Source organism: Paraburkholderia sp. BR13439 (assembly GCF_040948805.1).
GTDB classification, from domain to species: domain Bacteria; phylum Pseudomonadota; class Gammaproteobacteria; order Burkholderiales; family Burkholderiaceae; genus Paraburkholderia; species Paraburkholderia youngii.
The window spans coordinates 39,544-64,171 of sequence record NZ_JBFPKN010000004.1; the positions used below are offsets into that span (position 1 = coordinate 39,544).

The following is a 24,628-nucleotide window of genomic DNA, read 5'->3' on the forward strand; positions in this document are numbered from 1 at the left end:
CGCACGCGTAAAGCGGGTGTCGGCGTCGCTCCAAAAGTAGTGTCGATACGTCAACTCGTTCGAGACTACTCGAAGCTTGCCTGAGCGCATTTTCAATCGAAACGCATACGTCGGCGTCAGCAGTCAGTACGGCACGCTGACGCTCGGTCGCCAGAAGACGCCGCTGTTCGACCTGCTCGGCGACACCTACGACCCGCTCACGGTCGGCAACTACAACGAGAACTCGTGGCTGCCTGGCGCGCTCGGCGCGGGGCTGTACGCGGATAACGCGGTCAAGTACACGGGCATGTTCAACGGCCTGACGGTGGCCGCGATGTACTCGTTCGGCACGAACTCCGCATCGACCGGCGCGGACGGCTTCTCGGGCCAGGTGCCGGGCCATCTCGGCGCCGGCAACATGTACGGCTTCACGCTGTCGTACGTGGCGGGTCCGCTGTCGGTCGCGGCCGGCGTGCAGCAGAACAGCGACAACAGCAATCACAAGCAGACCATCTTCAACGCGAACGCGGTTTATGCGTTCAGCTCGACGAAGCTGTACGTCGGCTATCTGCATTCGAAGGACGACACCGGCTTCGTCGACAGCGCGCTCGCGCAGCAGACGCTCGTGCCGGGCGTCGATATCGTCAAGGGCTCGGGCCGCATCGACAACGGACCGTTCGCCGGTGTGACGTGGCAGACCACGCGCGCGCTGACGCTGACGGGCGCCGCGTACTGCGACCATATGTCGAACGCGGCGATCGGCAATGGTCAGGTCGGTAGCGGCTATCGCTACACGTTCGTCGGACTGGCCGAGTACGCGCTGTCGAAACGCACCGAGGTGTACGGCACCGTCGATTTCGACAAGGTGTCAGGCGCGGCCTCGGTCGAACTGCCGGGCCGCAACAACCAGACCGGCGTTGCGCTCGGTCTGCGGACGATTTTCTAAGGCTGCGGGTCGTCATCGCAAAACGGGCGTCCCCAGGGACGCCCGTTTTTTGGCTCTCGCATACGGAAACCGGCTTACCGGTCTGCCGCGCGCATAAAAAAGGTGCCGCGAACGGCACCTTTCTGTACTACAGGCAGCTTCTGCTGAAGCTTAGAAGCGGTGACGCAGACCGACCGTAGCAGCCGTCTGGTTCTTCGACGACGAGGTCGGAACCGTGTTGTCGCCGCTGTAGATCGAAGCCACGCCGCCGTCGCCCATTGCGTGCTGGTACACAGCCTGAGCGTAGACGTCGGTGCGACGCGACAGCGAGTAGTCAGCCTGCAGGCCGATCTGGTGGTAACGGGTCTTCATGTCGTTACCGTCGGCATTGATGCCGTAGCCGCGTGCGTCGGTGAACGTGTACGCAACGCCGAGAGCCATCGCCGGGGTCAGGTTGTACTTGCCGTTGATTTCGTAGTTGTTGGTGTGGCCTTGACGCTGACCAGCTGCTGCACCGACCAGGTTGTCGACGCGCGATTGCGTCCAGGCCACGCCGACCAGCGCCGGGCCGAAGCCGTACGAAGCGCCTGCGCCGAACTGACGCTGACGGAAGTTGCCCGTCAGGACGCCCGACGTGTTCGCCAGAACGCCGTCCGATGCGCCGCTCGTGTTAGCAGCCGGGTTGTTTTGCTGAGCGTAGGCAGCACCGAGGTGCAAGCCTTGCCACTGGTAAGCAGCGCCCAAGCTGTACTGACGGTTGTTTGCGAAGCCGCCAGCCTGGTTCGAGAAGCCGTACGTGCCGCCGAACGTGAAGCCAGCGTAGTTAGCGCTCGAGTACTTGATCGAGTTGTTGACCGACAGACCACCGTTGGTGTTCAGGTTGTCGTTGTTGAACGGGTGCGCGAAGTACGTGCCGCCCCAGCTGCCCGTTGCGGTCAGCGGCGCGAGGTAGTCCTGCGCTGCGTCGTACTGGCGACCCAGCGTGACCGTACCGAATTGCGCGCTCGACAGGCCGACGAAGGCCTGACGGTTGAACATGCCCTTGTTGTTGGCGAACTGGCCGTTGTTGATGTTGAAGCCGCTTTCCAACGTGAAGATTGCCTTCAGACCGCCGCCCAGATCTTCCGAGCCACGCAGGCCGAAGCGGCTCTGGTCGATGCCGCCGCTATTTGCTGCCCACTTGGAGCTGCCAGCAACGTTGCTGGTGTAGGTCAGACCTGCGTCGATCAGACCGTACAGGGTCACGCTGCTTTGTGCGTGAGCGACCGAAGCGAACGATGCGGCAGCGGCAACGACGATGAGACTCTTTTTCATGGGAACTCCAATTCGAAAAATTTATACGGGGAGCAGGACCTGCCTCAGCAGCCGATGCATCGCATCCGCCGCCGCCCGCTTGGCCGACCCGTTCGGATCGACCGGGCACCCTTGAAGCGAAGCGTGAGTGTAGGGGGACACCCTGGTATCGACGCCGACAATTCACGCAACAGGATTTTTCGAATTTCGCAACAATGTTGGGGCCGGCGAGGATAACTTATTGTTTTTCCAACGTTTATCGCAAGATCTAAGTGCCGGATCGCCAGCCCCAGCCAAAACCAATTTGCAACGCACCAATATTCGAAGTTGTGCGTTTGCAACAGTGATTTAATACGCGTGACGTAATCGGGTCGGAGCAAACAGACGAAAAGACCGTCGATATTTCTTGGAATCGAACGGTTCAAATGATGGTTTTCCGCGTTTTTGAAATTTATTTTGCGATGGCCGGAACTTAATGGAGTTAATGCAGTCCGCTTCGAGCGTATAGCAATTAATCGTTTCAGGCGGGGCCGATTAACTTGTCCAATCGACAAGACCGCTTATTCACTTGATCTTTATTGGCCAGCTTGAGCAATTGCTGCCACTCCCCGGCAGCACATCGGTTCTAGCCTGCCTCGTCGAATCAGCATTCACTTTTGAGAAACCGCCATTGCGACGGTCTTCTATTTCACGCTTTGTCACGGCTCTATAAGATGCGCTCGCGACTAAGCGAAGAAGCCTTCAGCACGGGCATTGCCCGGAGGTGAATTGCGGCGCCGGCCGCCGCGTGACAAGACCCGTGCTGAAAGCGGACGGCGTGCATCAACAAGCCTTCCGCATTCAATTAACGGCCGGGCGGCATCCGCATTTACACGGACTTTCCCTGATTCCGCGCGAGCACCGCTTATGGCTTGCGGGGAGCGCGCTTGAGCGCCTCCTCGTCCTCGGGCGAGGAACCCGGCGCGAGCGGGTCGGTGTCGGGCGGCGTGTCGGGCAATGGACGCGGCTCGCCGTCGGATTCCTCCAGCGGCCGCTTCGGAGGCGCGACGGGGTCGATGGTTGGGTCGGTTTGCATGACGACCTCCAGGCGGATGGGAACAGCTCCCTACGCTGGATGCGCAACGGCTATTCCTGCGATCGCTGGCAGTTCGCCCGCGGCGGCGCCTGTGGATATTGCGCTGGCTCGAAACCGAACTTGCAACGCCACGCCCGATGAAGGCCGCCCCAAAAACAAAAAGGGTTCCGGAATTCGGAACCCTTTTTTCGATACTTTGGTGGGCCGGGTGGGGTTCGAACCCACGATGTCCTTTCGGAGGTGGATTATGAGTCCACTGCCTGCAACCAACACGGCGTCCAGCCCAAGAAAAAAGACCCGGTCGTGAAGGCCGGGCCCGTTTCGTCGATTGGCCGACATACTACACGAAAAAGGGGCCTGCGCAACCGCTTCGCTTCCGCGAAACGACCGGGCGGCCCCTTCTATCGCATCATGTGCGGCCAGCCGCGGCCGCCGCCGTCAATTCCCTTCGAGGAACGACTTCAGCTTGTCCGAACGGCTCGGATGACGCAGCTTGCGCAGCGCCTTCGCCTCGATCTGACGAATCCGCTCACGCGTCACGTCGAACTGTTTACCGACTTCTTCGAGCGTGTGATCGGTGCTCATCTCGATACCGAAACGCATGCGCAACACCTTCGCTTCGCGCGGCGTCAGCGAGTCGAGCACATCCTTCACGACGTCGCGCATGCTCGCATGCAGCGCGGCATCCGCCGGGGCGACCGTGTTGGTATCTTCGATGAAGTCGCCCAGATGCGAATCGTCGTCGTCGCCGATCGGCGTTTCCATCGAGATCGGCTCCTTCGCGATCTTCATGATCTTGCGGATCTTGTCTTCCGGCATTTCCATCTTCTCGGCCAGCGTTGCCGGATCCGGCTCGAGACCGGTTTCCTGCAGGATCTGACGCGAGATGCGGTTCATCTTGTTGATCGTTTCGATCATGTGAACCGGAATCCGGATCGTGCGCGCCTGGTCGGCGATCGAACGCGTAATGGCCTGGCGAATCCACCACGTCGCATACGTGGAGAACTTGTAGCCACGACGGTATTCGAACTTGTCCACCGCCTTCATCAGGCCGATGTTGCCTTCCTGAATCAGGTCGAGGAACTGCAGACCGCGGTTCGTGTACTTCTTCGCGATCGAGATCACGAGACGCAGGTTCGCCTCGGTCATCTCACGCTTTGCCTGACGCGCCTTCAGTTCGCCGGCCGCCATCTGACGGTTGGTTTCCTTCAGGTCCTTCAGCGGCAGTACCACGCGTGCCTGCAGATCGAGCAGACGCTGCTGCTGTTCGCGGATCGCTGGAATGTTGCGCGTGAGGATCGCGCTATATACATGCCCCTCCCCGACGATCTTGTCGGCCCATTCGAGGTCCGTCTCGCTGCCCGGGAAACGCGCGATGAATTCCGCGCGCGGCATGCCGCACTTGTCGACTACGGTATGCAGGATCTGACGCTCAACCTGACGCACTTCATCGACCTGCGCGCGCAGCGTGTCGCACAGACGCTCGACGGTACGCGCGGTGAAGCGGATCGTCATCAGCTCGTTCTGGATGGTTTCCTGCGCCTTCAGGTACGACTTGGACTTGTAGCCTTCCTTCTCGAACGCGCGACGCATCTTGTCGAACCATTCGCTGATCAACGCGAATTTTTCGAGCGACGCGCGCCGCAGCGCTTCGAGCTGTGCGGCGTTGGCGGTGGCTTGCGCCGAGCCATCGTCCTCTTCCTCGTCCTCTTCGTCCTCTTCCTCGGCTTCCTCGTCTTCGTTCTCGATCGCTTCCGCTTCCTGCGCGGAGAAGCCGTCGGCGTCTTCCGCGTCGGCGTCGATCAGACCGTCGACGAGTTCGTCGATGCGCACTTCGTCGTTGGCGACGCGCTCGGCCATCGCGAGGATGTCGGCGATCGTGGTCGGGCACGCGGAGATGGCCATCACCATGTGCTTCAGGCCGTCTTCGATGCGCTTCGCGATTTCGATTTCGCCTTCGCGCGTAAGCAGCTCGACCGTGCCCATTTCGCGCATGTACATGCGCACGGGGTCGGTGGTGCGGCCGAATTCCGAGTCGACGGTGGACAGCGCGACTTCGGCTTCCTCTTCGACTTCATCGTCCGACGAAGCCGCGGGCGCGTTGTCGTTGAGCAGCAGCGTTTCGGCGTCAGGGGCCTGTTCGTAGACGGCGACGCCCATGTCGTTGAACGTGCTGATGATGCCTTCGATCGCCTCGGTCTCGGTGAAGTTGTCCGGCAGGTGATCGTTGATTTCAGCGTACGTGAGGAAGCCGCGCTCCTTGCCGAGCTTGATCAGCGCGCGCAGCTTGGAGCGACGCTCCTCGAGTTCCTCCACCGTGCCAGGCTGCGACGACGCGAACGCATCCTTCAGCAGCGCTTTTTCCTTTGCACGACGGTCGCGAGCCTTGACCTTTTCCACCTTGCCCGGTGCGGCGGCAGCGGTTTCTTCGGCCTGGGTTGCATCGTCATCGACGGGTACTTCATTCAGCTTTTTCGTCATGGAGTTCGCCGTACCGGCTGTAGTCTCGACCCCCGGCTGTTGGACAACAGCCGGATGAACCGTGGATACTGAAGTCACGCGCGCTGCCGCATCGTCCTGAACGGCAGCCGCTTCCCTTGCGCTTCTGACACCCGCCCGCTTGGCAGCCGGCGGTGCTACAGCTTTCGCCGCCCGAACCGGTGCGGCCTGCGCGGCCGCAGTGGTCGACGACTTCTTCCCGGCAGCTGGCGCAACGCTGACAGCAGACGTTTTTCTGGCGGATGCAGTCAGCCTGGCTTCGGTAACTTTTCCGGTGCGCTCTTTAGCGCGTGAGCCAGTTGTCTGATTTCCGCCTGTCGTCTTTGCCATCGCATCGCCTTTCGCCTTTGCTAGGAAAACCCTTGAAAAAACAAACCGCTAGAAACTTTCGATTATAGCACCCGAGGTTTTCGCCTCTCCGCTACAGGCCGAGTTGACGCTTCATGTCGGCCCGCTTCCGGTTGAGCTCCGAAAACTCGGCAAACTCTTCCGGCGTATGTCGTGACTGTCGCGAAAGCTGATCGAGACGATCGCAATAAGCGTCGTATCGCATCTTCAAAATCGCGGCCTTCAACTCCTCGCCGACGATTCGTTCCTGCTCGCGCCGTTCCTCGATGACGGCCGCGTCCTGCGGGTCTTTCAGCAGCAAATCCCGGACGTTTTCATCATAGTCTAGAATTTTGCGAAAGATTTCCTCGAAAGTTGGGGCGTTCGCGCCATTTCGCAAGAGATCTGACAACAACTGGAACGCCGCCGAATCGCCGAGGGCGCGTGCGTGCGTCGTCACTTCCGCGAACAGTTCGCCGTGCCGGGTCACGGTGAGCAGCGCCTCTTCGGCCTCTTCGTCGAGCATCGCGACCGTGCGCGGATACATCACCAGGTTGCGCAGCGTCTTTTCCTCGATGCCGGTCACGCTGCGGCGATCCTTGCGGGCCGGCGCCTCGCGCGCCGCGGCCGCGATCCGCGCGTCGACTTCGCAAAGCGCCGCGACTTCGCTGAACGGCACATCGAGCCGGTCCGCAAACATGTGCATGATCTGCGCGCGCAGCGCATTCGCCGGCAATGCCTGCAGCAGCGGCTTTGCGTCGAACAGCGCGCGGGCTTTGCCCTCGGGCTGATCGAGCTCCTTGCCGGTCAGCACCTCGTTGAGCATGAACTGCGACAACGGCATCGCCCGTTCGACCTGCTCGGCGAAAGCCTCGGTGCCGAACTCGCGCACGTAGCTGTCGGGATCGTGCTCGCTCGGCAGGAACAGGAAACGGATCGTCCGGTTGTCGGCGGCATGCGGCAGGCACGCATCGAGCGCGCGGCGTGCTGCACGCCGGCCGGCCGCGTCGCCGTCGAAACTGAAAATGACCGTATCGGTCTGGCGCATCAGTTTCTGCACATGAATCGGTGTGCAAGCGGTGCCGAGCGTCGCGACCGCGTTCTGGAAACCCAATTGGGCCAGCGCGACCACGTCCATATAACCTTCGACGACCAGCACGTAGTGCTGCTCTCGAATCGCCAGACGCGCCTCGAACAGCCCGTACAGCTCGCTGCCCTTGTTAAATAGCGGCGTTTCCGGCGAATTCAAATACTTTGGCTCGCCGCCGTCGAGCACGCGGCCGCCGAAGCCGATCACCTGCCCTTTGACATTGCGGATCGGGAACATGATCCGCTCGCGGAAGCGGTCGTAGCGGCGGTTCTGACCCTGCGCGTCGGACTTTTCGCTGACGATCACGAGACCCGCTTCGACCAGCGCGTCGTCGCGGTAGTTCGGGAACGCCGCCTCGAGGTTTTGCCAGCCTTCGGGCGCGTAGCCGAGACCGAAGCGCGCGGCGATTTCGCCGGTCAGACCGCGCTTTTTCAGATATTGGATCGCGCCCGGCGCACCGCGTAGCTGCTTACGGTAGTAGTCGCAGGCGGTCTGCATGAGATCGGACAGCGCCGTGGTGACGGCCTTCGACGCCGCCGGCGCGTAGCCGCCGCCAGCTCCGCCACCACCGCCATATCCGGGCGAAGGCTCGTTCGGCACAGTTAGACCCACCGATTGCGCGAGCTCGTTGACCGCTTCGGGAAACGACGCGCCCACGTGTTCCATCAGGAACCCGATGGCCGTGCCATGCGCACCGCAGCCGAAGCAGTGATAAAACTGCTTAGTCGGACTAACCGTAAACGAGGGGCTCTTCTCGTTGTGAAACGGGCACAGCCCCATGAAGTTCGCGCCGCCCTTTTTCAGCTGCACATACCGGCCGACCACGTCGACGATATCGACGCGGTTGAGCAGGTCCTGCAGGAATGACGGTGGGATCACAGTAATTGACGCTGCCTGGAAAGCTTCAAAATCCAAGCCCGGAGTCCGGGCCCGACACCGCGACCGGGCCCCGCGCCCCGTCTTTACGAGGCGCGCGACGCGGACAAATCGACAGGGTTACTTCGCGAGCGCGGCCTTGACCTGCGCTGAGACGGCGGTCATGTCGGCGCGGCCGGCCAGCTTCGGCTTCAGCACGCCCATCACTTTGCCCATGTCCTGCGGGCCGGCAGCACCGGTTTGCGCGACCGCCGCCTGCACTTCGGCAACGATTTCCGCTTCGGACATCTGCTCAGGCATATAGGCGGAAAGAATGGTCAGCTCGGCCTTTTCCTTGTCCGCGAGATCCGTGCGTCCGGCGGCCTCGAACTGGCTGATCGAATCTTTGCGCTGCTTGATCATCTTGTCGACCACGGCGGTTATGCCAGCATCGTCGAGCGTGACCCGCTCATCGACTTCACGCTGCTTGATCGCGGCGAGCAGCAGGCGGATCGTGCCGAGACGCTCGGTCTCGCGCGCCCGCATGGCAGCTTTCATTTCGTCGTTGATCCGGTCCTTGAGACTCATCACTCACCTGAATTGCGTTGAAAAGTTGAAAAACCGGCCGGTCGATGGCGGCGATACCGCCGCATCAGCACGAAAACCCGCTTGGGACTTCTTCCTCAAGCGGGTTGGCGCAATATGCGTAGTGGATGCGACCCTGCCGGCTGGCCCGATGGGCCGGGTTTGCCGTGATGGCACTGTGGTGCCGCCATCGGCTGGGATGCTGCCGCGCCGCGTACAGCGGGGCAACGCCAGAATCAGTAGAGCTTTTTTGGCAGCATCTGGCCACGCAGACGCTTGAAATGACGCTTCACTGCCGCCGCTTTCTTGCGCTTGCGTTCGGCTGTGGGTTTCTCGTAAAACTCGCGAGCGCGAAGTTCCGTCAGTAAGCCGTTTTTCTCCATGGTGCGCTTGAAACGGCGCATGGCGACTTCGAACGGCTCATTGTCTTTTACGCGGATGGTCGTCATTTTTCAATAACGGAACTTTGTAAAGGTTCAGGAGTATAGCAGAGCTTTCTCACAAAGCCATTGCGCCGTCAAGCCCCCCGGGCATATTCGGCGGCCGCCTCCCCCGCCGCGACACCCGACGCCCACGCCCACTGGAAGTTGTAGCCGCCGAGCCAGCCGGTCACGTCGACCGCCTCGCCGATGAAGTAGAGACCCGGCACCCGAGCGCTCATCATCGTCGTCGATGACAAACCGCGCGTATCGACGCCGCCGCGCGTCACTTCGGCCTTGCGATAACCCTCGGTGCCGTTCGGCGTGAGCGTCCAGCGCGACAGCGCCTCGCCGATGCGGCGCAGCGACTTGTCCGGCAGATCGGCGACGCGAGCCTCGGCGGCCACCTGATGAGTGTCGAGCCATACGTGCGCGAGCCGTTGCGGCACCCATTCCGATAACAGATTGGCGATCTGCCGCTTCGTGCCGTTTTTCGCGTCGATGAGCGCAGCCGCGGCGTCGCGCTCCGGCAGCAGATTGATGTGAATCGGCTCGCCGGGCTGCCAGAAGCTCGATATCTGCAGCACCCCCGGGCCCGACAGGCCGCGGTGCGTGAGCAGCAGATCTTCGGTGAACTCGGCGCCGGTCTTCTTGTTGCCAGTCGACAACTGGACTTCGAGCGACACGCCCGACAGCGCCGCAAACGGCTCCCAGTCGGCCGGCGCGAAGGTCAGCGGCACCAGCGCGGGGCGCGTGTCGATCAGCTTATGGCCGAACTGCTTGGCGATCCGGTACGCGAAATCGGTCGCGCCGATCTTCGGGATCGACAGACCGCCCGTCGCGATCACGAGCGCACGGGCGGCGATCGTGCCCGCCGTCGTGCCGAGGAGGAATCGCCCTTCGGCGTCCTGGCGAACTTCTTCGACCGACAGCGGCGTGCGCCATGCAACGCCCCCAACGTCGCACTCGCTTTTAAGCACGTCGATGACCGCGTCGCTCGACTGATCGCAAAACAGCTGGCCCTTGTGCTTCTCGTGCCATGTCACGCGATGTTGCTTGAGCAGCGCCATGAAGTCGCGCGGAGTATAGCGTGCAAGCGCCGAGCGGCAAAAATGCGGATTCGCCGACAGATAATTGGCCGGCCCCGCATACAGATTCGTGAAGTTGCAGCGGCCACCGCCGGAAATGCGGATTTTTTCCGCGAGGCGCTGCGAGTGGTCGATCAGCGCCACACGCCGACCAAGTTGACCGGCAACTGCAGCGCACATCATGCCGGCCGCGCCCGCGCCGATCACCGTTATATCGAAGGATTCCATGGGGCGGCATTGTACCTGCCGGGCCCTCGCGTCCATGCCCGTGCGCTGCCGACCGCCAGCGGCTGCTGGTCCGCGCTGGTATACTTTCAGGCTTACCTTTTACTTTCGGACGCGCATTGCGCGCGCCCGTCTCAAGCGATTCATCATGCTCGTTCTCGGCATCGAAAGCTCCTGCGACGAAACCGGTCTCGCGCTCTACGACACGGAGCGCGGCCTGCTCGCACACGCGCTGCATTCGCAGATTGCGATGCATCGCGAGTACGGCGGCGTCGTGCCGGAGCTTGCATCGCGCGACCACATCCGCCGTGCGCTGCCGCTGCTCGAAGAGGTGATGGAGCGCGCCAGCGTCGCGCGCGCCGACATCGACGCGATCGCCTACACACAAGGCCCTGGGCTCGCGGGCGCGCTGCTGGTCGGCGCGAGCGTCGCCAATTCGCTGGCGATGGCGTGGAACAAGCCGACCGTCGGCATTCACCATCTCGAAGGGCATTTGCTGTCGCCGCTGCTCGTCGACGAGCCGCCGCCGTTTCCGTTCGTCGCGCTGCTGGTGTCGGGCGGCCATACGCAACTGATGCGCGTGACGGATGTCGGCGTCTACGAGACGCTCGGCGAAACGCTCGACGACGCCGCCGGCGAAGCCTTCGACAAAACCGCCAAGCTGCTGGGCCTCGGCTATCCGGGCGGCCCGGAAGTCTCGCGCATGGCCGAGTTCGGCACCCCCGGCGCAGTCGTGCTGCCGCGCCCGATGCTGCATTCCGGCGACCTCGATTTCAGCTTCAGCGGCCTGAAGACCGCCGTACTCACGCACGCAAACCGGCTGGGCGGCGCGAACATTTGCGAACAGGCCAAGGCCGATCTCGCGCGCGGTTTCGTCGATGCCGCCGTCGAAGTGCTGGCCGCGAAATCGCTCGCGGCGCTCAAGCGCACGAAGCTGAACCGGCTGGTGGTGGCGGGCGGCGTCGGCGCGAACCGGCAGTTGCGCGAAGCGCTGTCGGCCGCCGCGCAGAAGCGCAATTTTTACGTGCACTATCCCGACCTGTCGCTGTGCACGGACAATGGGGCGATGATCGCGCTGGCCGGCGCGCTGCGTCTGCAACGCTGGCCCGAACAGGCCGTCAACGACTATGCGTTCACCGTGAAGCCGCGGTGGGATCTGACGTCGCTCGCGCACTGAACCGGCACCGCAAGACGATAAAAAGCCGCTTTAAAGGCGGCTTTTTTATGGGTTCAATGCTTTTGCAACGAAACGGCGTAGACCGATGCAGAACGTATCAGGCGAGGCGCTTGTCCTGCTCGATCACCGCATAAGCGCTGTGATTGTGAATCGACTCGAAGTTTTCGGCTTCGAGCACATACGCGACGATGCGCTCGTCGGCATTCAGACGCTGGGCAACGTCGCGCACGAGGTCTTCGACGAACTTCGGATTTTCGTACGCGCGCTCGGTAACGAACTTCTCGTCCGGACGCTTGAGCAGACCCCACAGTTCGCACGACGCTTCTTCCTCGGCGATGCGGATCAACTCTTCGACAGCGACGTCGCCGATCAGCTCGGCATCGATCGTCACGTGCGAGCGCTGGTTGTGCGCGCCGTACTGCGAGATTTTCTTCGAGCACGGGCACAGGCTCGTGACCGGCACCAGCACCTTCAGAAACAGCCGCGTCGCGCCATGGCGGGTCTCGCCGGTCAGCGTAACTTCATAGTCGAGCAGGCTCTGCACGCCCGACACCGGCGCGGTCTTGTTCACGAAGTACGGGAATGACACTTCGATGCGACCCGCCTCGGCCTCGAGCTTGTCGAGCATGGCCGCGAGCATCGTGCGGAACGTAGCCGGTTCGAGCGGCGCCTTGTTCTCTTCGAGCAACGCGACGAAGCGCGACATGTGCGTGCCCTTCTGCTCGGCCGGCAGATGCACGTCGAGATTCCACGTGCCGACCGTCGGCTGCACTTCATCGGCTTGCGTGCGAACCGTCAACGGATGACGCACGCCCTTCACGCCGACCCGCTGGATCGGAATCTGGCGCGTGTCGGGGGTGCTTTGCACGTCGGGCATCACGAAGGCGGGATTCATCTGATTCATTCTTTTGTCCTTTCTGGAAAGCGCCGGGCTGCGTCCAGGTCTCGCTGCATCGGCGACGATCGCGCAGCGAGCTCGAAGCGCCCAGCGGCCGTGCAGATCAGCGCGCGCAACGGCGAACGCCGGCTGCCGCCGGCGTTGGTGACGGGCCGCAGGACCCCTCGGTTCAAACTGGAGATTGCCGAAGCCGCCGTCGCATGACGGCGGCATGAGTCGTACCCACGGCGGCACGACAGGCGACAGCGCTTAAGCGACGCGCTTCACCGACGACTGACCGCCGACCGCGCCGCTTGCGAGGAAGCGTTCGCGGATCGACCGGGCAATACCCGCGGCGTCGAGACCACACGCGGCGAGCAGCTTGGCCGGGTCCCCATGATCGATGAACCGATCGGGGAGGCCCAATTGTAGTACGGGGCGCATAACCCCACTTGCGAGCAGGGCTTCGACGCAGGCCGAACCCGCGCCACCCATGATGCAGCCTTCCTCGACGGTGACGATCGCGTCGTGCGTCTCGGCGAGCTTGCGCACGAGTTCGGTGTCGAGCGGCTTCACGAAGCGCATGTTCGCCACGGTGGCGTCGAATTGCTCGGCCGCCGCGAGCGACGGCGCGACCATCGTGCCGAACGCGAGAATCGCGATGCGCTTGCCGGACGGCGCCGACGTCTCGCGACGCACTTCGCCCTTGCCGAGCGGCAACGCGGCCATCTGCTTGACGGTCGCGACACCGGTACCCGCGCCGCGCGGGTAGCGCACAGCGGTGGGATGCGACTGCTGCAACGCGGTGTAGAGCATCTGACGGCACTCGTTTTCGTCCGACGGCGCCATCACGGTCATGTTCGGGATACAACGCATGAACGCGAGGTCGTACGCGCCCGCATGCGTCGCGCCGTCCGCACCGACGAGACCCGCGCGATCGATGGCGAAAACCACCGGCAGGTTTTGCAGCGCGATGTCGTGAATCAACTGGTCATACGCGCGTTGCAGGAAGGTCGAATAGATTGCGACGACCGGCTTCATGCCGTCCGCGGCGAGGCCGCCCGCGAACGTCACCGCGTGCTGCTCGGCGATACCGACGTCGAAGTAACGATCCGGGAAGCGCTTTTCGAACTCGACCATGCCCGAGCCTTCACGCATCGCCGGTGTAATGCCGACCACGCGCGAGTCGAGCTCGGCCGCATCGCACAGCCATTCGCCGAACACCTGCGTGTAGGTCTTCTTCGACGGCGTCGCGGCCGGCTTGATGCCCTCGGCCGGATTGAACTTGCCCGGGCCGTGGTAAAGCACCGGATCGGCCTCGGCCAGCTTGTAGCCCTGGCCTTTCTTCGTGACCACGTGCAGGAATTGCGGCCCGCGCAGTTCCTTGATGTTTTGCAGCGTCGGAATCAGCGAATCGAGATCGTGACCGTCGATCGGCCCGATGTAGTTGAAGCCGAACTCCTCGAACAGCGTGGCCGGCACGATCATGCCCTTCGCGTGCTCTTCGAGCTTGCGCGCGAGATCGAGCACCGGCGGCGCGACGCGCAGCACGCGCTCGACGCCCGCGCGCGCGGCCGCATAGAAGCGCCCCGACATCAGACGCGCGAGATGGCGATTGAGCGCGCCGACCGGCGGCGAGATCGACATGTCGTTGTCGTTGAGGATCACGAGCAGCGGCACGTCGTCTTCGACGCCCGCGTTGTTCATGGCCTCGAAGGCCATGCCGGCCGTCATCGCGCCGTCGCCGATCACGGCGATACCCATGCGGTTGTCGCCCTGCAGCTTGCTCGCGATCGCCATGCCGAGCGCGGCCGAAATCGACGTGCTCGAGTGCGCCGTGCCGAAGGTGTCGTATTCCGATTCGTCGCGTTTCGGGAAGCCCGATATGCCGCCCAACTGACGCAGCGTGTGCATCTGGTCGCGACGACCGGTCAGGATCTTGTGCGGATAGGTCTGATGGCCTACGTCCCAGACGATCCGGTCGTGCGGCGTATCGAACACGTAATGCAGCGCGATGGTCAACTCGACCGTGCCGAGGTTGGACGAGAGATGGCCGCCCGTCTGCGATACGCTGTCGAGCACAAAGGCGCGCAACTCGTCCGCAAGCGGCTGCAATTGACGGCGATCGAGGCGGCGCAGGGCTGCCGGGTCGTCGATGGTTTTCAGCAAGTCGTACATCGTCGTTCCATTGTAGGAAAACTTACGCGCCCGCACTTCATACATGCACCCCGGGGGATGGAGGGTGCGCGGCGGCGGGCTTTCGCGTTCAGCTGACCCGGTTAACCACCAGGTCGGCCAGTTCGGCAAGACGCTGTGCGCGAGCGCCGAACGGTGCAAGCGCGGCGTGAGCGTCGCTGCGCAGTTGCGCCGCGAGCGCGCGCGACGCGTCGAGCCCGATAATCGACACGTAGGTCGGCTTGCCGTCCTTCGCGTCCTTGCCGGCGGTCTTGCCGAGCGTTGCGGAGTCGGTCGTGACGTCGAGAATGTCGTCGACGACCTGAAACGCGAGACCGACCGCGGCGGCGTAGGCGTCGAGCGAAGCCAGAGCCTGCGCGTCCGGCGTCTCGCCGGCTAGTGCGCCCATGCGCACGGCCGCGCGCAGCAACGCGCCGGTCTTCATGCGATGCATGGTCTCGAGCTGCGGGCGGGTCAGCGTGTGACCGACGCTCGCCAGATCGATGGCCTGACCGCCGCACATGCCGATCGAGCCGCTGGCGAGCGCGAGTTCGCGCACGAGCGAGGCCTGCTGCGGCTGGCCCAATACGTCGGACGTGAGCACGACGAATGCCTGCGATTGCAAAGCGTCGCCGACCAAAAGCGCGGTCGCTTCGTCATACTTGACGTGGACCGTCGGCTTGCCGCGGCGCAGTTCGTCGTCGTCCATGCAGGGCATGTCGTCGTGCACGAGCGAGTAGACGTGGATCATTTCCAGCGCCGCCGCCGCCGCATCGAGGCATTCGGCGCGCGCGCCGGTCAGCTCGCCGGCCGCGTGGCACAGGAGCGGCCGCACCCGCTTGCCGCCACCGAGCACCGCATAGCGCATCGCCTCGTGCAGTTTGGCGGGTTCGGTCGTCTCGGCCGGCAGATAGTTTTCCAGAGCCGTTTCGACGCGTTCGAGCACCGAGCGCGTCCATTGTTCGAATGTCATAGGTCGTCCCCGCTCTCAGTCGCGGCTGTGCCTGCGGTATTCATGGGCAGAGGCTTGAGGGTCTCGCCATCGAGGAGCCGCACCTGCTGCTCGACCTTTTCGAGCTGCTGTTGACAGAATGCGACAAGTGCCGCCCCGCGACGGTACGCGGCCAGCGATTCCTCGAGGCTCAGGCTGCCGCCTTCCATGCGCGCGACGAGCTCTTCCAGCTCCGTCTGAGCTGCCTCGTAATTCTCCGGCAGCGGCGCGCTATCGCCGCTTTCGGCTGGCGCGGCGGCGGAATCGTTCGATGCGGTCTTCGCCATGAATAGTCGCAAAATTAAAACAAGTCGGACATTCTACGGCAAAAGCGACATTTTCGATCCGCTCGAAGGCCTGCGCCCCGCCTTGCCACGTTGCTTCGAGCCTGTCCGATGCCCACCTTTGCCCCGCTTCGACCCTGAAGTCTCGCAGAAAAAAAGCTCGAGGTCTGCGGCGAAAATGCCGAACTTTCTTGACATTTTTAACCCAAATCAGGGACTTAAGTGTCCCTGTCACAGGGAAACGGGTATAATCGCGGGCTCCCTAAATCGAATCTTCGATGGTTGGGTTGTTCACTGCTTTCACGTCTTCATCGGGAGTGGGAATGTCCAATCTGAGCAATGCATTGCAGTTGCGGTCTGTTCACAGCCAGCTGCCAGTCACGGCTTACTTTGACGAAGCGCTTCTTACGCGCGAAATCGACACCCTTTTCAAGAAAGGTCCTCGCTACATCGGCCACGATCTCATGGTGCCCGAAGCGGGGGATTATTTTGCCTTGCCCAGCGAACGCGAGGGGCGGGTACTCGTCCGTAACCAGCAGTCGCAAGTCGAATTGCTGTCGAACGTGTGCCGCCACCGGCAAGCCATCATGCTCAACGGCCGCGGGCAGACGCAGAACATCGTCTGTCCGCTGCATCGCTGGACGTACGACCTGAAGGGCGAGCTGCTCGGCGCGCCCCATTTCGCCGACAACCCGTGCCTGAATCTCGGCGCCACGCCGCTGCAGAACTGGCAGGGTCTGTTGTTCGAGGCACAAGGTCGCAACGTCGCGAAAGATCTCGCACGCCTCGGCACCAAGCGCCACTTCGACTTCTCGGGCTTCATGTTCGATCACGTGGAAGTCCACGAGTGCAACTACAACTGGAAGACCTTCATCGAGGTCTATCTGGAGGACTATCACGTCGCGCCGTTCCATCCGGGCCTCGGCAGCTTCGTCAATTGCGATGATCTGACGTGGGAGTTCGGCGACTGGTACAGCGTGCAGACGGTCGGCGTGCACAAGGCGCTCGAGCAACCGGGAAGCCCGACGTATCGCAAGTGGCACGATGAAGTGCTGCGCTTTCGCGACGGCAATCCGCCCGAGTTCGGCGCCATCTGGATGGTGTACTACCCCGGCATCATGATTGAGTGGTATCCGCACGTGCTGGTGGTGTCATGGCTGATTCCGCGCGGTCCGCAGAAGACCACCAACGTGGTGGAGTTCTATTACCCCGAGGAAATCGCGCTGTTCGAGCGCGATTTCGTCGAAGCCGAGCGCGCCGCCTATATGGAGACGGCCCGCGAAGACGACGAGATCGCCGAGCGCATGGACGCTGGCCGTCTCGCGCTGATGGAGCGAGGCGAATCGCAGGTCGGTCCGTATCAGAGCCCGATGGAAGACGGCATGCAGCATTTCCACGAGTTTCTGCGACGCGAACTCGGCACGATCTGATCCGCGCCGCGTGGCGCATCGATGACTCAAGGAAAGACGGGCTTCGACCCGTCTTTTTTTGTTTAGACTAACAACATAGACCGGCGATTGCGCCAGCCGCGTGAACGACGCGGCCCGCAGCCGCCATCGCCCGTATCGAGGAGACGCTCATGCCCCACACTCATTACACCACCCTGATCTCCGCGACCAATCTTGCCGAGCGGCTCACGGCCGCGCCGGGCAGCGTGTTCGTGATCGACTGCCGGTTCGACCTCGCCGACACCGACGCGGGCGAGAAAGCCTGGCTGACCGGTCATCTGCCGGGCGCGCACTATCTGCATCTCGATCGCGATCTATCCGGGCCGAAGAATGGCTCGAACGGCCGGCATCCGCTGCCCGATCGCGCGCGGCTCGTCGAAACGCTCGAGTCGCGAGGGCTGAAGCAAGGTCAACAGGTCGTCGCATACGACGCGCAAGGCGGCATGTACGCGGCGCGCGTCTGGTGGCTGTTGCGCTGGCTCGGCCACGACGCGGTCGCGCTGCTCGACGGCGGCCTGCAGGCATGGGAAGCGGCCGGCCAGCCGCTGACGCAGGCCGTGCCCGCGCAGAACACCGGCGACTTCAAGGCGGCCGCGCCGCTCGCGGTGACCATCGATAGCCAGGCGGTCGAGCGCAACCTCGTCTCGAAGGAGCGGGTCGTCGTCGATGCGCGCGCGCCCGATCGCTATCGCGGCGAAAACGAGACGCTCGACCGCGTCGGCGGCCATATCCCGGGCGCGCTGAACCGCTTCTTCAAGGACAACCTGACCGCCGACGGCCGCTTCAAGCCGGCACACACTCTGCGCGAGGAATTCCATGCGCTGCTCGGCGACACGTCGCCGGAGCACGTGGTGCTGCAATGCGGCTCGGGCGTAACCGCCTGCGTGAATTCGCTCGCGATGGAGGTTGCCGGCCTGCATGGCTCGGCGTTGTACCCGGGCTCGTGGAGCGAGTGGAGTTCCGATCCGAAACGGCCGGTGGCGACCGGGGCGAACCCCTGAGCACTTGCCGCGGCGAGTCGTAATCAGACAAAAAGGCCGTTGCCGCCTTGAAGCGGCAACGGCCTTTTTCATCGGATTTATCGCTAGCCAAGCAAATACATGAGGGTTTCAAGCAACCCCATGTTGCTTGAACCACACGAGCGTGCGACGCCAGCCATCCTCGGCATCGGCCTTCTTGTAGCTTGGACGGTAATCTGCGAAAAACGCGTGACCCGCGTCGTCATAAACGACGAACTGCGAGCCACGTCCCGCCTGCGGCCCTTGCGCGATCGCCTGCTTCATCTGTTCGAGCGTGTCCTGCGGAATGCTTTGATCCTGGCGCCCATACAAGCCGAGTACGGGCGCATGCAGGTCGGCGACGAGATCGAGCGGATTGGCCGGCGTCATCGCATTCTTCGCGCCGGTCACGCGACCATACCAGGCAACGCCCGCCTTCACGCGCGGATTGTGCTCGGCATACAGCCACGAGATGCGCCCGCCCCAGCAAAAGCCGTTGACGCCGAGCCGGTTCAGGTCGCCGCCGTTCTCGCCGGCCCACGCGGCGGCCGCGTCGAGGTCGGCCAGCACCTGCTCGTCGGGCACTTTGCTGACCAACTGCTCATTGAGTTGCTGCATGCTCGGGTAAGCGGTCGGGTCGCCCTCGCGCTCGTAAAGGTTCGGCGCGATCGCCAGATAGCCCTGCTTCGCAAAGCGCCGGCACACGTCGGCGATATGCTCGTGGACGCCGAAGATTTCATGCACGACGAGGATCACCGGCAGATGCGTCTTGCCCTTCGGCTGCGCGCGATAGGCCGGTATCAGCGTACCGCCCGAATGGAACGCCACTTCCCCTGCTTCGAGGCCGTCGCTGTCGGTATGGATGGTCTGCGCCGAGACGGGCAGCACCGCTGCCGCGAAACCAGTGCCGAGCGCCGCCTTCATGAAGGTGCGCCGATCGAAGGGTACGTGCGGAATCAGACAATCAACTTCAGGCTTCAGCATGGGGCGCTCCTCGAAGAATTGTTAGAGGCAACAGGATACGCCTTGCGCGCATCCCGTTGCAGATTCAACCGAGGAGATTGTCCGCACGCGCCGATGCAGTCAGTGCAGCTTGACGCGCGGCAGCGTGGTACGGCGCAACCAATGCGCAAAGGTGTCCAGCACCATGCGCGGATAGCCGTGCAGCGCCGCGATATGCAGCCGGTACAGCGACATGTACATGAAGCGCGCGAACAGCCCTTCGATCAGCATATTGCCGCCGATCACCCCGCCCATCAGATTGCCGACCGCGCTGAAGTGTCCGAGCGAGACCAGCGAGCCGAAGTCGCGATAAGTGAATTCCGGTAGTGGCCTGTTCTCGAGGCGCGCCGCCAGTCCCTTCATCAGAAAGCTCGCCTGCTGATGCGCGGCCTGCGCGCGCGGGGGCACGTTGCGCTCGTTGCCCGGCCACTCGCAGGCCGCGCAGTCGCCGAGCGCGAAGATGTTGTCGTCGATCTCGGTTTGCAGCGTACGGCGCACGATCAGCTGACCGAGCCGGTTGACCGGCAAGCCATCGAGTTGAGTGAGCACCACCGGCGCCTTGATGCCCGCCGCCCACACGGTCAGATCGGCTCGCACCGTGTGACCGCTGGCGGTGCGGATGTAGCCCGGCGCAACCTCGGCCACGGTCTCGCCGATCATCAGCTTCACGCCGAGCTTGGTCAGCAATTCGGCGGTGGCCGTGGAAACGCGTTCCTGCAACGCGGGCAGGATGCGCGGCCCCGCCTCGATCAGCACGATGCCGACGTCATGCCGCGGATCGAGCTTGTGCAAGCCATACGCGGACAACACTTGCGCGGTATTGCGCAATTCCGCCGATAACTCGACCCCCGTCGCGCCGCCGCCGACGATCGCCACCTGAATGCGCGGCTCGCTGGACGTCCACGTGCCGGGTCCCGGTCGCGACTCGACGGGCTCGTGCGCCTGATGTTCGGCGCGCATGCACGCCGCGATCAGGCGCTTGCGGAAACGCTCCGCCTCGCTAACCGTATCCAGTGCAATCGAGAATTCGGCCGCTCCCTTGACGCCGAAGAACGCCGTGGTACTGCCGATCGCGATGACCAGCGTGTCGTACTTGAGCATGCGTTCGGGCAGCAGTTCAGCGCCGTCGTCGTCGAGCACGATGCCGAGCGTAATGCGCCGGTTCGCGCGGTCGAGTGCGGTCAGATCGCCTTGCTGGAACTCGAAGCCATGCCAGCGCGCCTGCGCCGCGTAAGGGAGCTCCTGCGTGAACGGGTCCATGCTGCCCGCTGCCACCTCGTGCAGCAGCGGTTTCCAGATATGCGTCGGAAAGCGGTCGACCAGCGTGACCTGGGCCTGCGCGCTGCGCCCTTTCTTGCCGGCCCCATAGCGATCGCCAAGACGCGTTGCCAGTTCCAGTCCTCCCGCACCTCCGCCAACGACGATAAATCGATGCATTGCACTTCTCCGTGTAGCCGATGAATTATCTGTCGCGACGCGGCGCATGAATGCGCCGTCCTGAATCGATTGTCCTCGACCCGGCTGGGAAGTCACAAGTGGCCAATACTCATGTGTGACATGCGCACGACGTTATCGTGCGGGTGTCACGGGCATGTCAATGCGCCTCCTCCCAGTTCAGCCCCGCGCCAACTTCGGCGACCAGCGGCACCTTCAGCGCGGCGACGCCGCACATCAGTTCTGGCAGACGCTTGCGGACTTCGGACAACTCGGCGTCGGGCACTTCGAGAATCAGTTCGTCGTGCACCTGCATGATCATGCGCGTGCCGATCTTCGAGTCTTCGATCCAGTTCTGCACGGCGATCATCGACATCTTGATCAGGTCGGCAGCGGTGCCCTGCATCGGCGCGTTGATCGCGGCCCGCTCCGCGGCCTGGCGGCGCGGACCGTTGCCGCCGTTGATCTCGGGCAGCCACAGACGGCGGCCGAACACCGTTTCGACGTAGCCCTTCGCCTTCGCGCTCAAGCGCGTCTCGTCCATATAGCGAGCGACACCGGGATAGCGCGCGAAATAGCGATCGATATACATCTTCGCCGCATCGCGCGTGATGCCGAGATTCGACGCGAGGCCGAACGCGCTCATGCCGTAGATGAGACCAAAGTTGATGACCTTCGCGACGCGCCGCTGATCGCTCGACACTTCGAGCGGCGTCACGTTGAAGATTTCCGATGCCGTGGCGCGGTGAATGTCTTCGCCCTGCGAGAACGCGCGCATCAGCGATTCGTCGCCGGAGATGTGCGCCATGATGCGCAATTCGATCTGCGAGTAATCGGCGGATACGAGCTTGTGACCCGGCGGCGCGATGAACGCTTCGCGGATGCGCCGGCCTTCGCCGGTACGCACCGGAATGTTCTGGAGGTTCGGATCGTTCGACGCGAGCCGCCCCGTCACCGCGACGGCCTGCGCGTAATTCGTATGCACGCGGCCGGTTTGCGGATTGACCATGCGCGGCAGCTTGTCGGTATAGGTCGACTTCAGCTTCGACAAGCCGCGATGCTCGAGCAGGATCTTCGGCAGCGGGTAGTCTTCAGCGAGCTTCTGGAGCACTTCTTCGTCGGTGGACGGCGCGCCGCTCGGCGTCTTCTTGATGACCGGCAGTTCGAGCTTCTCGAAGAAAATCTGCCCGATCTGCTTCGGCGAGCCGAGGTTGAATTCACCGCCGGCCAGTTCGTACGCCTTGCCTTCGAGCTCGATCAGACGCGTGGCGATCTCGCTGCTCTGCTGACGCAGCTTCTCCGCGTCGATCAGCACGCCGGTGCGCTCCATCTTGCGCAGCACGCGCGAAGTCGGTACTTCGATCTCGCGATACACGTGGTCGAGCGACTTCTCCGCGGCGATTTGCGGATACAAGGCCTGATGCAAACGCAGCGTGATGTCTGCGTCTTCGGCCGCATATTCGGCGGCTTTTTCGAGTGCGACTTCGTCGAAGCCGATCTGCTGCGCGCCCTTGCCCGCGACATCTTCGTACTTGATCGTCTTCACGCCGAGATGACGCAGCGCGAGGCTGTCCATGTCGTGCGTGCGATGCGATTCGAGCACGTACGATTCGAGCAGCGTGTCATGCTCGACGCCGCGCATTTCGATGCCGTAATTCGCGAGCACCTGTTCGTCGTACTTCAGATGCTGGCCGACCTTCTTGTGGTCCGCGCTTTCGAGCCACGGCTTGAGCTTCGCGAGCACTTCGTCGAGCGGCAGCTGCACCGGCGCGTCGGGGCCGCGATGCGCGAGCGGCACATACGCGGCGCGGCCTGCTTCCACCGACAGCGACAAGCCGACGATCCGCGCAACCATCGGGTCGAGCGACGTGGTTTCGGAATCGAACGAAGTCATTTCGGCCGCATTGATCTTGTCCAGCCACGCGTCGAGCTGCTCCCATGTTTGCACGGTCTCGTAGTGGCGCTCGTGATCGACGGACAACGCGGGCGGCACGTCGGTTTCCGGACCTTCGACCGCGTCGGCAATCTCGACTTCGCGCAGCCACGTCCTGAAGCCGTGGCGCGTGAACAAATCTCGCAACTCTTCGCGCGACTCGGGCAGGCTCGGCAAGCTTTCTTCGATCGACACGATGTGCCCGGTCAGATCGCAATGACGCTCGACTGTGACGAGCTTGCGCGCCATCGGCAAGAAGTCCAACGCGCGGCGCAGATTATCGCCGACCGCGCCCTTGATCTCGCTCGCATGCTCGACGATGCCATCCAGCGACTCATACTGCGTCAGCCATTTGACCGCGGTTTTCGGACCGCATTTCTCGACGCCCGGCACGTTGTCGACGGTATCGCCGATCAGCGACAGATAGTCGATGATGCGCTCCGGCGGCACACCGAACTTCGCGACCACGCCGTCGCGGTCGAGCGTTTCGTTGGTCATCGTATTGACGAGCGTGACGCGGTTCGACACGAGCTGCGCGAGGTCTTTATCACCGGTCGACACGACCACGTTCATGCCGAGCTTTTCCGCCTCGGTGCACAGCGTGCCGATCACGTCGTCCGCTTCGACACGATCGATCATCAGCAGCGGCCAGCCGAGCGCACGCACCGCGACGTGAATCGGCTCGATCTGACGGGCAAGATCTTCCGGCATCGATGGACGGTTCGCCTTGTACTCCGGATACCAGTCGTCGCGAAACGTTTTGCCCTTGGCGTCGAACACGCACGCGCTATACTCTGCTGTGACTTCCTTGCGCATGCGCCGCAGCATGTTGATCATCCCGTAGAGCGCACCCGTCGGGCCACCCTCGGGGCCGCGTAGATCAGGCATCGCATGGTAGGCCCGGTACAGATAACTCGAACCGTCGACCAACAGCAGGGTCTTACCTTCAAGGCTTCGTTCTTCAGGCATTATGACTAAGAGAAAAGTGATTCCGAGTCTGCGATCGCTCGCAGATCAAGAGCGCGCAACGGCCAAAAAAGCCCGCGCATCGTGGCAAATGTTCACGATTATGGCAGAGTTTATCGAGGCGACCGAGTACCTGTCGGAGATTCGCCCGGCGGTCAGCATCTACGGTTCGGCGCGCCTGAAACCGAACTCGCCGTACTACAAACTCGCCACGCAGATCGCACGCAAATTGTCGGATGCCGGCTTCGCGGTGATCTCCGGCGGCGGCCCCGGCATTATGGAAGCGGCCAACAAGGGCGCGCATGCGGGCAAGGCTCCCTCGGTCGGTCTGAACATCGAGTTGCCGCACGAGCAGTCGGGCAACCAGTGGCAGGACATCTCGTTGCGCTTCCGCCACTTCTTCACGCGCAAGGTCACGTTCGTGAAGAATTCGGATGCGGTGATCGTGATGCCCGGCGGCTTCGGCACGCTCGACGAACTGGCCGAAGTGCTCACGCTGATCCAGACCAAGAAGTCGCGCCACGTGCCGATCATTCTGGTAGGCGGCGAGTTCTGGGAGGGTCTGCTCGCGTGGTTCAAGAGCTCGCTGATCCCGATGGGTTTGATCAATCCGACCGATATCGATCTGATGCAGGTGATCGACAATCCGGACCAGGTGCTCGAAGCGGTGCTCAAGTTCTACGAAGACCGCGAGGAAGGCGAAGCGCATCCGGTCAAGTCGGACGAAGACCGGATGTTCTACCTGTGATCGCATGACACTGCGCGCCTCGCATTACGCGGAGCACGATGCACTGCGCACACATCAGGTCGCGCACATGGCGGGCAGCCCTCGGGCTGCCCGCTTTCGTTTTGCAGCGAGCTTCGAGTACAAGCTGGGCAGATTAGCGTCGAACGCATTGCGGCCTGACCTTCGCTGGTGGTGATCGGGACTCGTCACCTCGACACCTAACGAAACCGATTGATAAGGAAGACTACCCTCCTCT

The 24,628-nt window shown here is 62.9% G+C and carries 18 protein-coding genes, 1 tRNA gene and 1 pseudogene; 5 read left to right on the forward strand and 15 right to left on the reverse strand.

Going from position 1 to position 24,628, the window contains the following annotated elements:
* Positions 1 to 82: 82 nt before the first annotated feature.
* Positions 83 to 925, forward strand: a pseudogene (locus tag AB3X96_RS09485) (porin); the annotation flags it as partial.
* 150 nt (positions 926 to 1,075) lie between these two features.
* Here the strand turns inward: AB3X96_RS09485 and AB3X96_RS09490 are convergent.
* From AB3X96_RS09490 to AB3X96_RS09525, 8 genes are all read right to left on the reverse strand, one after another.
* Positions 1,076 to 2,218 (reverse strand): porin, encoded by a 1,143-nt coding sequence (locus AB3X96_RS09490; protein WP_176123242.1) that lies wholly within the window; start codon positions 2,216 to 2,218, stop codon positions 1,076 to 1,078.
* 883 nt (positions 2,219 to 3,101) lie between these two features.
* The gene (locus AB3X96_RS09495) at positions 3,102 to 3,272 is read right to left on the reverse strand and encodes a hypothetical protein (RefSeq protein WP_368589519.1); all 171 of its coding nucleotides are present in this window, start codon (positions 3,270 to 3,272) and stop codon (positions 3,102 to 3,104) included.
* A gap of 197 nt (positions 3,273 to 3,469) precedes the next feature.
* Positions 3,470 to 3,557: transfer RNA gene (locus AB3X96_RS09500), tRNA-Ile, on the reverse strand.
* Positions 3,558 to 3,710: 153 nt separating this feature from the next.
* Entirely contained in the window at positions 3,711 to 6,101 is a 2,391-nt protein-coding gene (gene rpoD, locus AB3X96_RS09505) for an RNA polymerase sigma factor RpoD (RefSeq protein ID WP_176107234.1), read from the reverse strand.
* Positions 6,102 to 6,192: 91 nt separating this feature from the next.
* Positions 6,193 to 8,067: a DNA primase gene (gene dnaG, locus AB3X96_RS09510; RefSeq protein ID WP_176378919.1), complete on the reverse strand. Its 1,875-nt coding sequence runs from the start codon at positions 8,065 to 8,067 to the stop codon at positions 6,193 to 6,195.
* Between the two features lie 117 nt (positions 8,068 to 8,184).
* A complete protein-coding gene (locus tag AB3X96_RS09515; protein WP_368589520.1) occupies positions 8,185 to 8,631 on the reverse strand; it encodes a GatB/YqeY domain-containing protein in 447 nt (148 codons plus the stop codon).
* Between the two features lie 233 nt (positions 8,632 to 8,864).
* Positions 8,865 to 9,077 (reverse strand): 30S ribosomal protein S21, encoded by a 213-nt coding sequence (gene rpsU / locus AB3X96_RS09520; protein ID WP_008919901.1) that lies wholly within the window; start codon positions 9,075 to 9,077, stop codon positions 8,865 to 8,867.
* A gap of 68 nt (positions 9,078 to 9,145) precedes the next feature.
* The gene (locus AB3X96_RS09525) at positions 9,146 to 10,363 is read right to left on the reverse strand and encodes an NAD(P)/FAD-dependent oxidoreductase (RefSeq protein ID WP_368589521.1); all 1,218 of its coding nucleotides are present in this window, start codon (positions 10,361 to 10,363) and stop codon (positions 9,146 to 9,148) included.
* A 145-nt stretch (positions 10,364 to 10,508) separates the two neighbouring features.
* Between AB3X96_RS09525 and tsaD the strand changes: the two genes are divergently transcribed.
* Complete coding sequence (tsaD, locus tag AB3X96_RS09530) at positions 10,509 to 11,537, forward strand: tRNA (adenosine(37)-N6)-threonylcarbamoyltransferase complex transferase subunit TsaD (RefSeq protein WP_368589522.1); 1,029 nt, start codon at positions 10,509 to 10,511, stop codon at positions 11,535 to 11,537.
* Between the two features lie 97 nt (positions 11,538 to 11,634).
* Here tsaD and folE2 read toward each other — a convergent pair whose 3' ends face one another.
* The 4 genes from folE2 to AB3X96_RS09550 all read right to left on the reverse strand — a co-directional run bounded on the left by folE2 (position 11,635) and on the right by AB3X96_RS09550 (position 15,867).
* Positions 11,635 to 12,441, reverse strand: a complete 807-nt coding sequence (gene folE2 / locus AB3X96_RS09535) for a GTP cyclohydrolase FolE2 (protein WP_176107229.1) — start codon at positions 12,439 to 12,441, stop codon at positions 11,635 to 11,637.
* A 243-nt stretch (positions 12,442 to 12,684) separates the two neighbouring features.
* Positions 12,685 to 14,592: a 1-deoxy-D-xylulose-5-phosphate synthase gene (dxs, locus tag AB3X96_RS09540; RefSeq protein ID WP_368589523.1), complete on the reverse strand. Its 1,908-nt coding sequence runs from the start codon at positions 14,590 to 14,592 to the stop codon at positions 12,685 to 12,687.
* A gap of 88 nt (positions 14,593 to 14,680) precedes the next feature.
* Positions 14,681 to 15,562, reverse strand: a complete 882-nt coding sequence (locus AB3X96_RS09545; RefSeq protein ID WP_368589524.1) for a polyprenyl synthetase family protein — start codon at positions 15,560 to 15,562, stop codon at positions 14,681 to 14,683.
* Positions 15,559 to 15,867, reverse strand: a complete 309-nt coding sequence (locus AB3X96_RS09550) for an exodeoxyribonuclease VII small subunit (protein WP_368589525.1) — start codon at positions 15,865 to 15,867, stop codon at positions 15,559 to 15,561. Before AB3X96_RS09550 ends, AB3X96_RS09545 begins: the two co-directional genes overlap by 4 nt.
* Before the next feature lie 320 nt (positions 15,868 to 16,187).
* Here AB3X96_RS09550 and AB3X96_RS09555 point away from each other — a divergent pair, with 320 nt between their 5' ends.
* Both AB3X96_RS09555 and AB3X96_RS09560 read left to right on the forward strand, forming a co-directional pair.
* Positions 16,188 to 17,294, forward strand: a complete 1,107-nt coding sequence (locus AB3X96_RS09555) for an aromatic ring-hydroxylating dioxygenase subunit alpha (protein WP_176107226.1) — start codon at positions 16,188 to 16,190, stop codon at positions 17,292 to 17,294.
* Between the two features lie 149 nt (positions 17,295 to 17,443).
* Complete coding sequence (locus AB3X96_RS09560; RefSeq protein ID WP_368589526.1) at positions 17,444 to 18,313, forward strand: sulfurtransferase; 870 nt, start codon at positions 17,444 to 17,446, stop codon at positions 18,311 to 18,313.
* Positions 18,314 to 18,421: 108 nt separating this feature from the next.
* On the opposite strand, the gene AB3X96_RS09565 is transcribed toward AB3X96_RS09560, so the two are convergent.
* The 3 genes from AB3X96_RS09565 to polA form a co-directional block, all read right to left on the reverse strand.
* Entirely contained in the window at positions 18,422 to 19,294 is an 873-nt protein-coding gene (locus AB3X96_RS09565; RefSeq protein WP_176378912.1) for a dienelactone hydrolase family protein, read from the reverse strand.
* Positions 19,295 to 19,393: 99 nt separating this feature from the next.
* Positions 19,394 to 20,749, reverse strand: a complete 1,356-nt coding sequence (locus tag AB3X96_RS09570; protein WP_368589527.1) for an NAD(P)/FAD-dependent oxidoreductase — start codon at positions 20,747 to 20,749, stop codon at positions 19,394 to 19,396.
* A 157-nt stretch (positions 20,750 to 20,906) separates the two neighbouring features.
* Positions 20,907 to 23,648: a DNA polymerase I gene (polA, locus tag AB3X96_RS09575; RefSeq protein ID WP_368589528.1), complete on the reverse strand. Its 2,742-nt coding sequence runs from the start codon at positions 23,646 to 23,648 to the stop codon at positions 20,907 to 20,909.
* Between the two features lies 1 nt (position 23,649).
* Between polA and AB3X96_RS09580 the strand changes: the two genes are divergently transcribed.
* Positions 23,650 to 24,393, forward strand: a complete 744-nt coding sequence (locus AB3X96_RS09580; protein WP_368584119.1) for a TIGR00730 family Rossman fold protein — start codon at positions 23,650 to 23,652, stop codon at positions 24,391 to 24,393.
* Positions 24,394 to 24,628 lie beyond the last annotated feature (235 nt).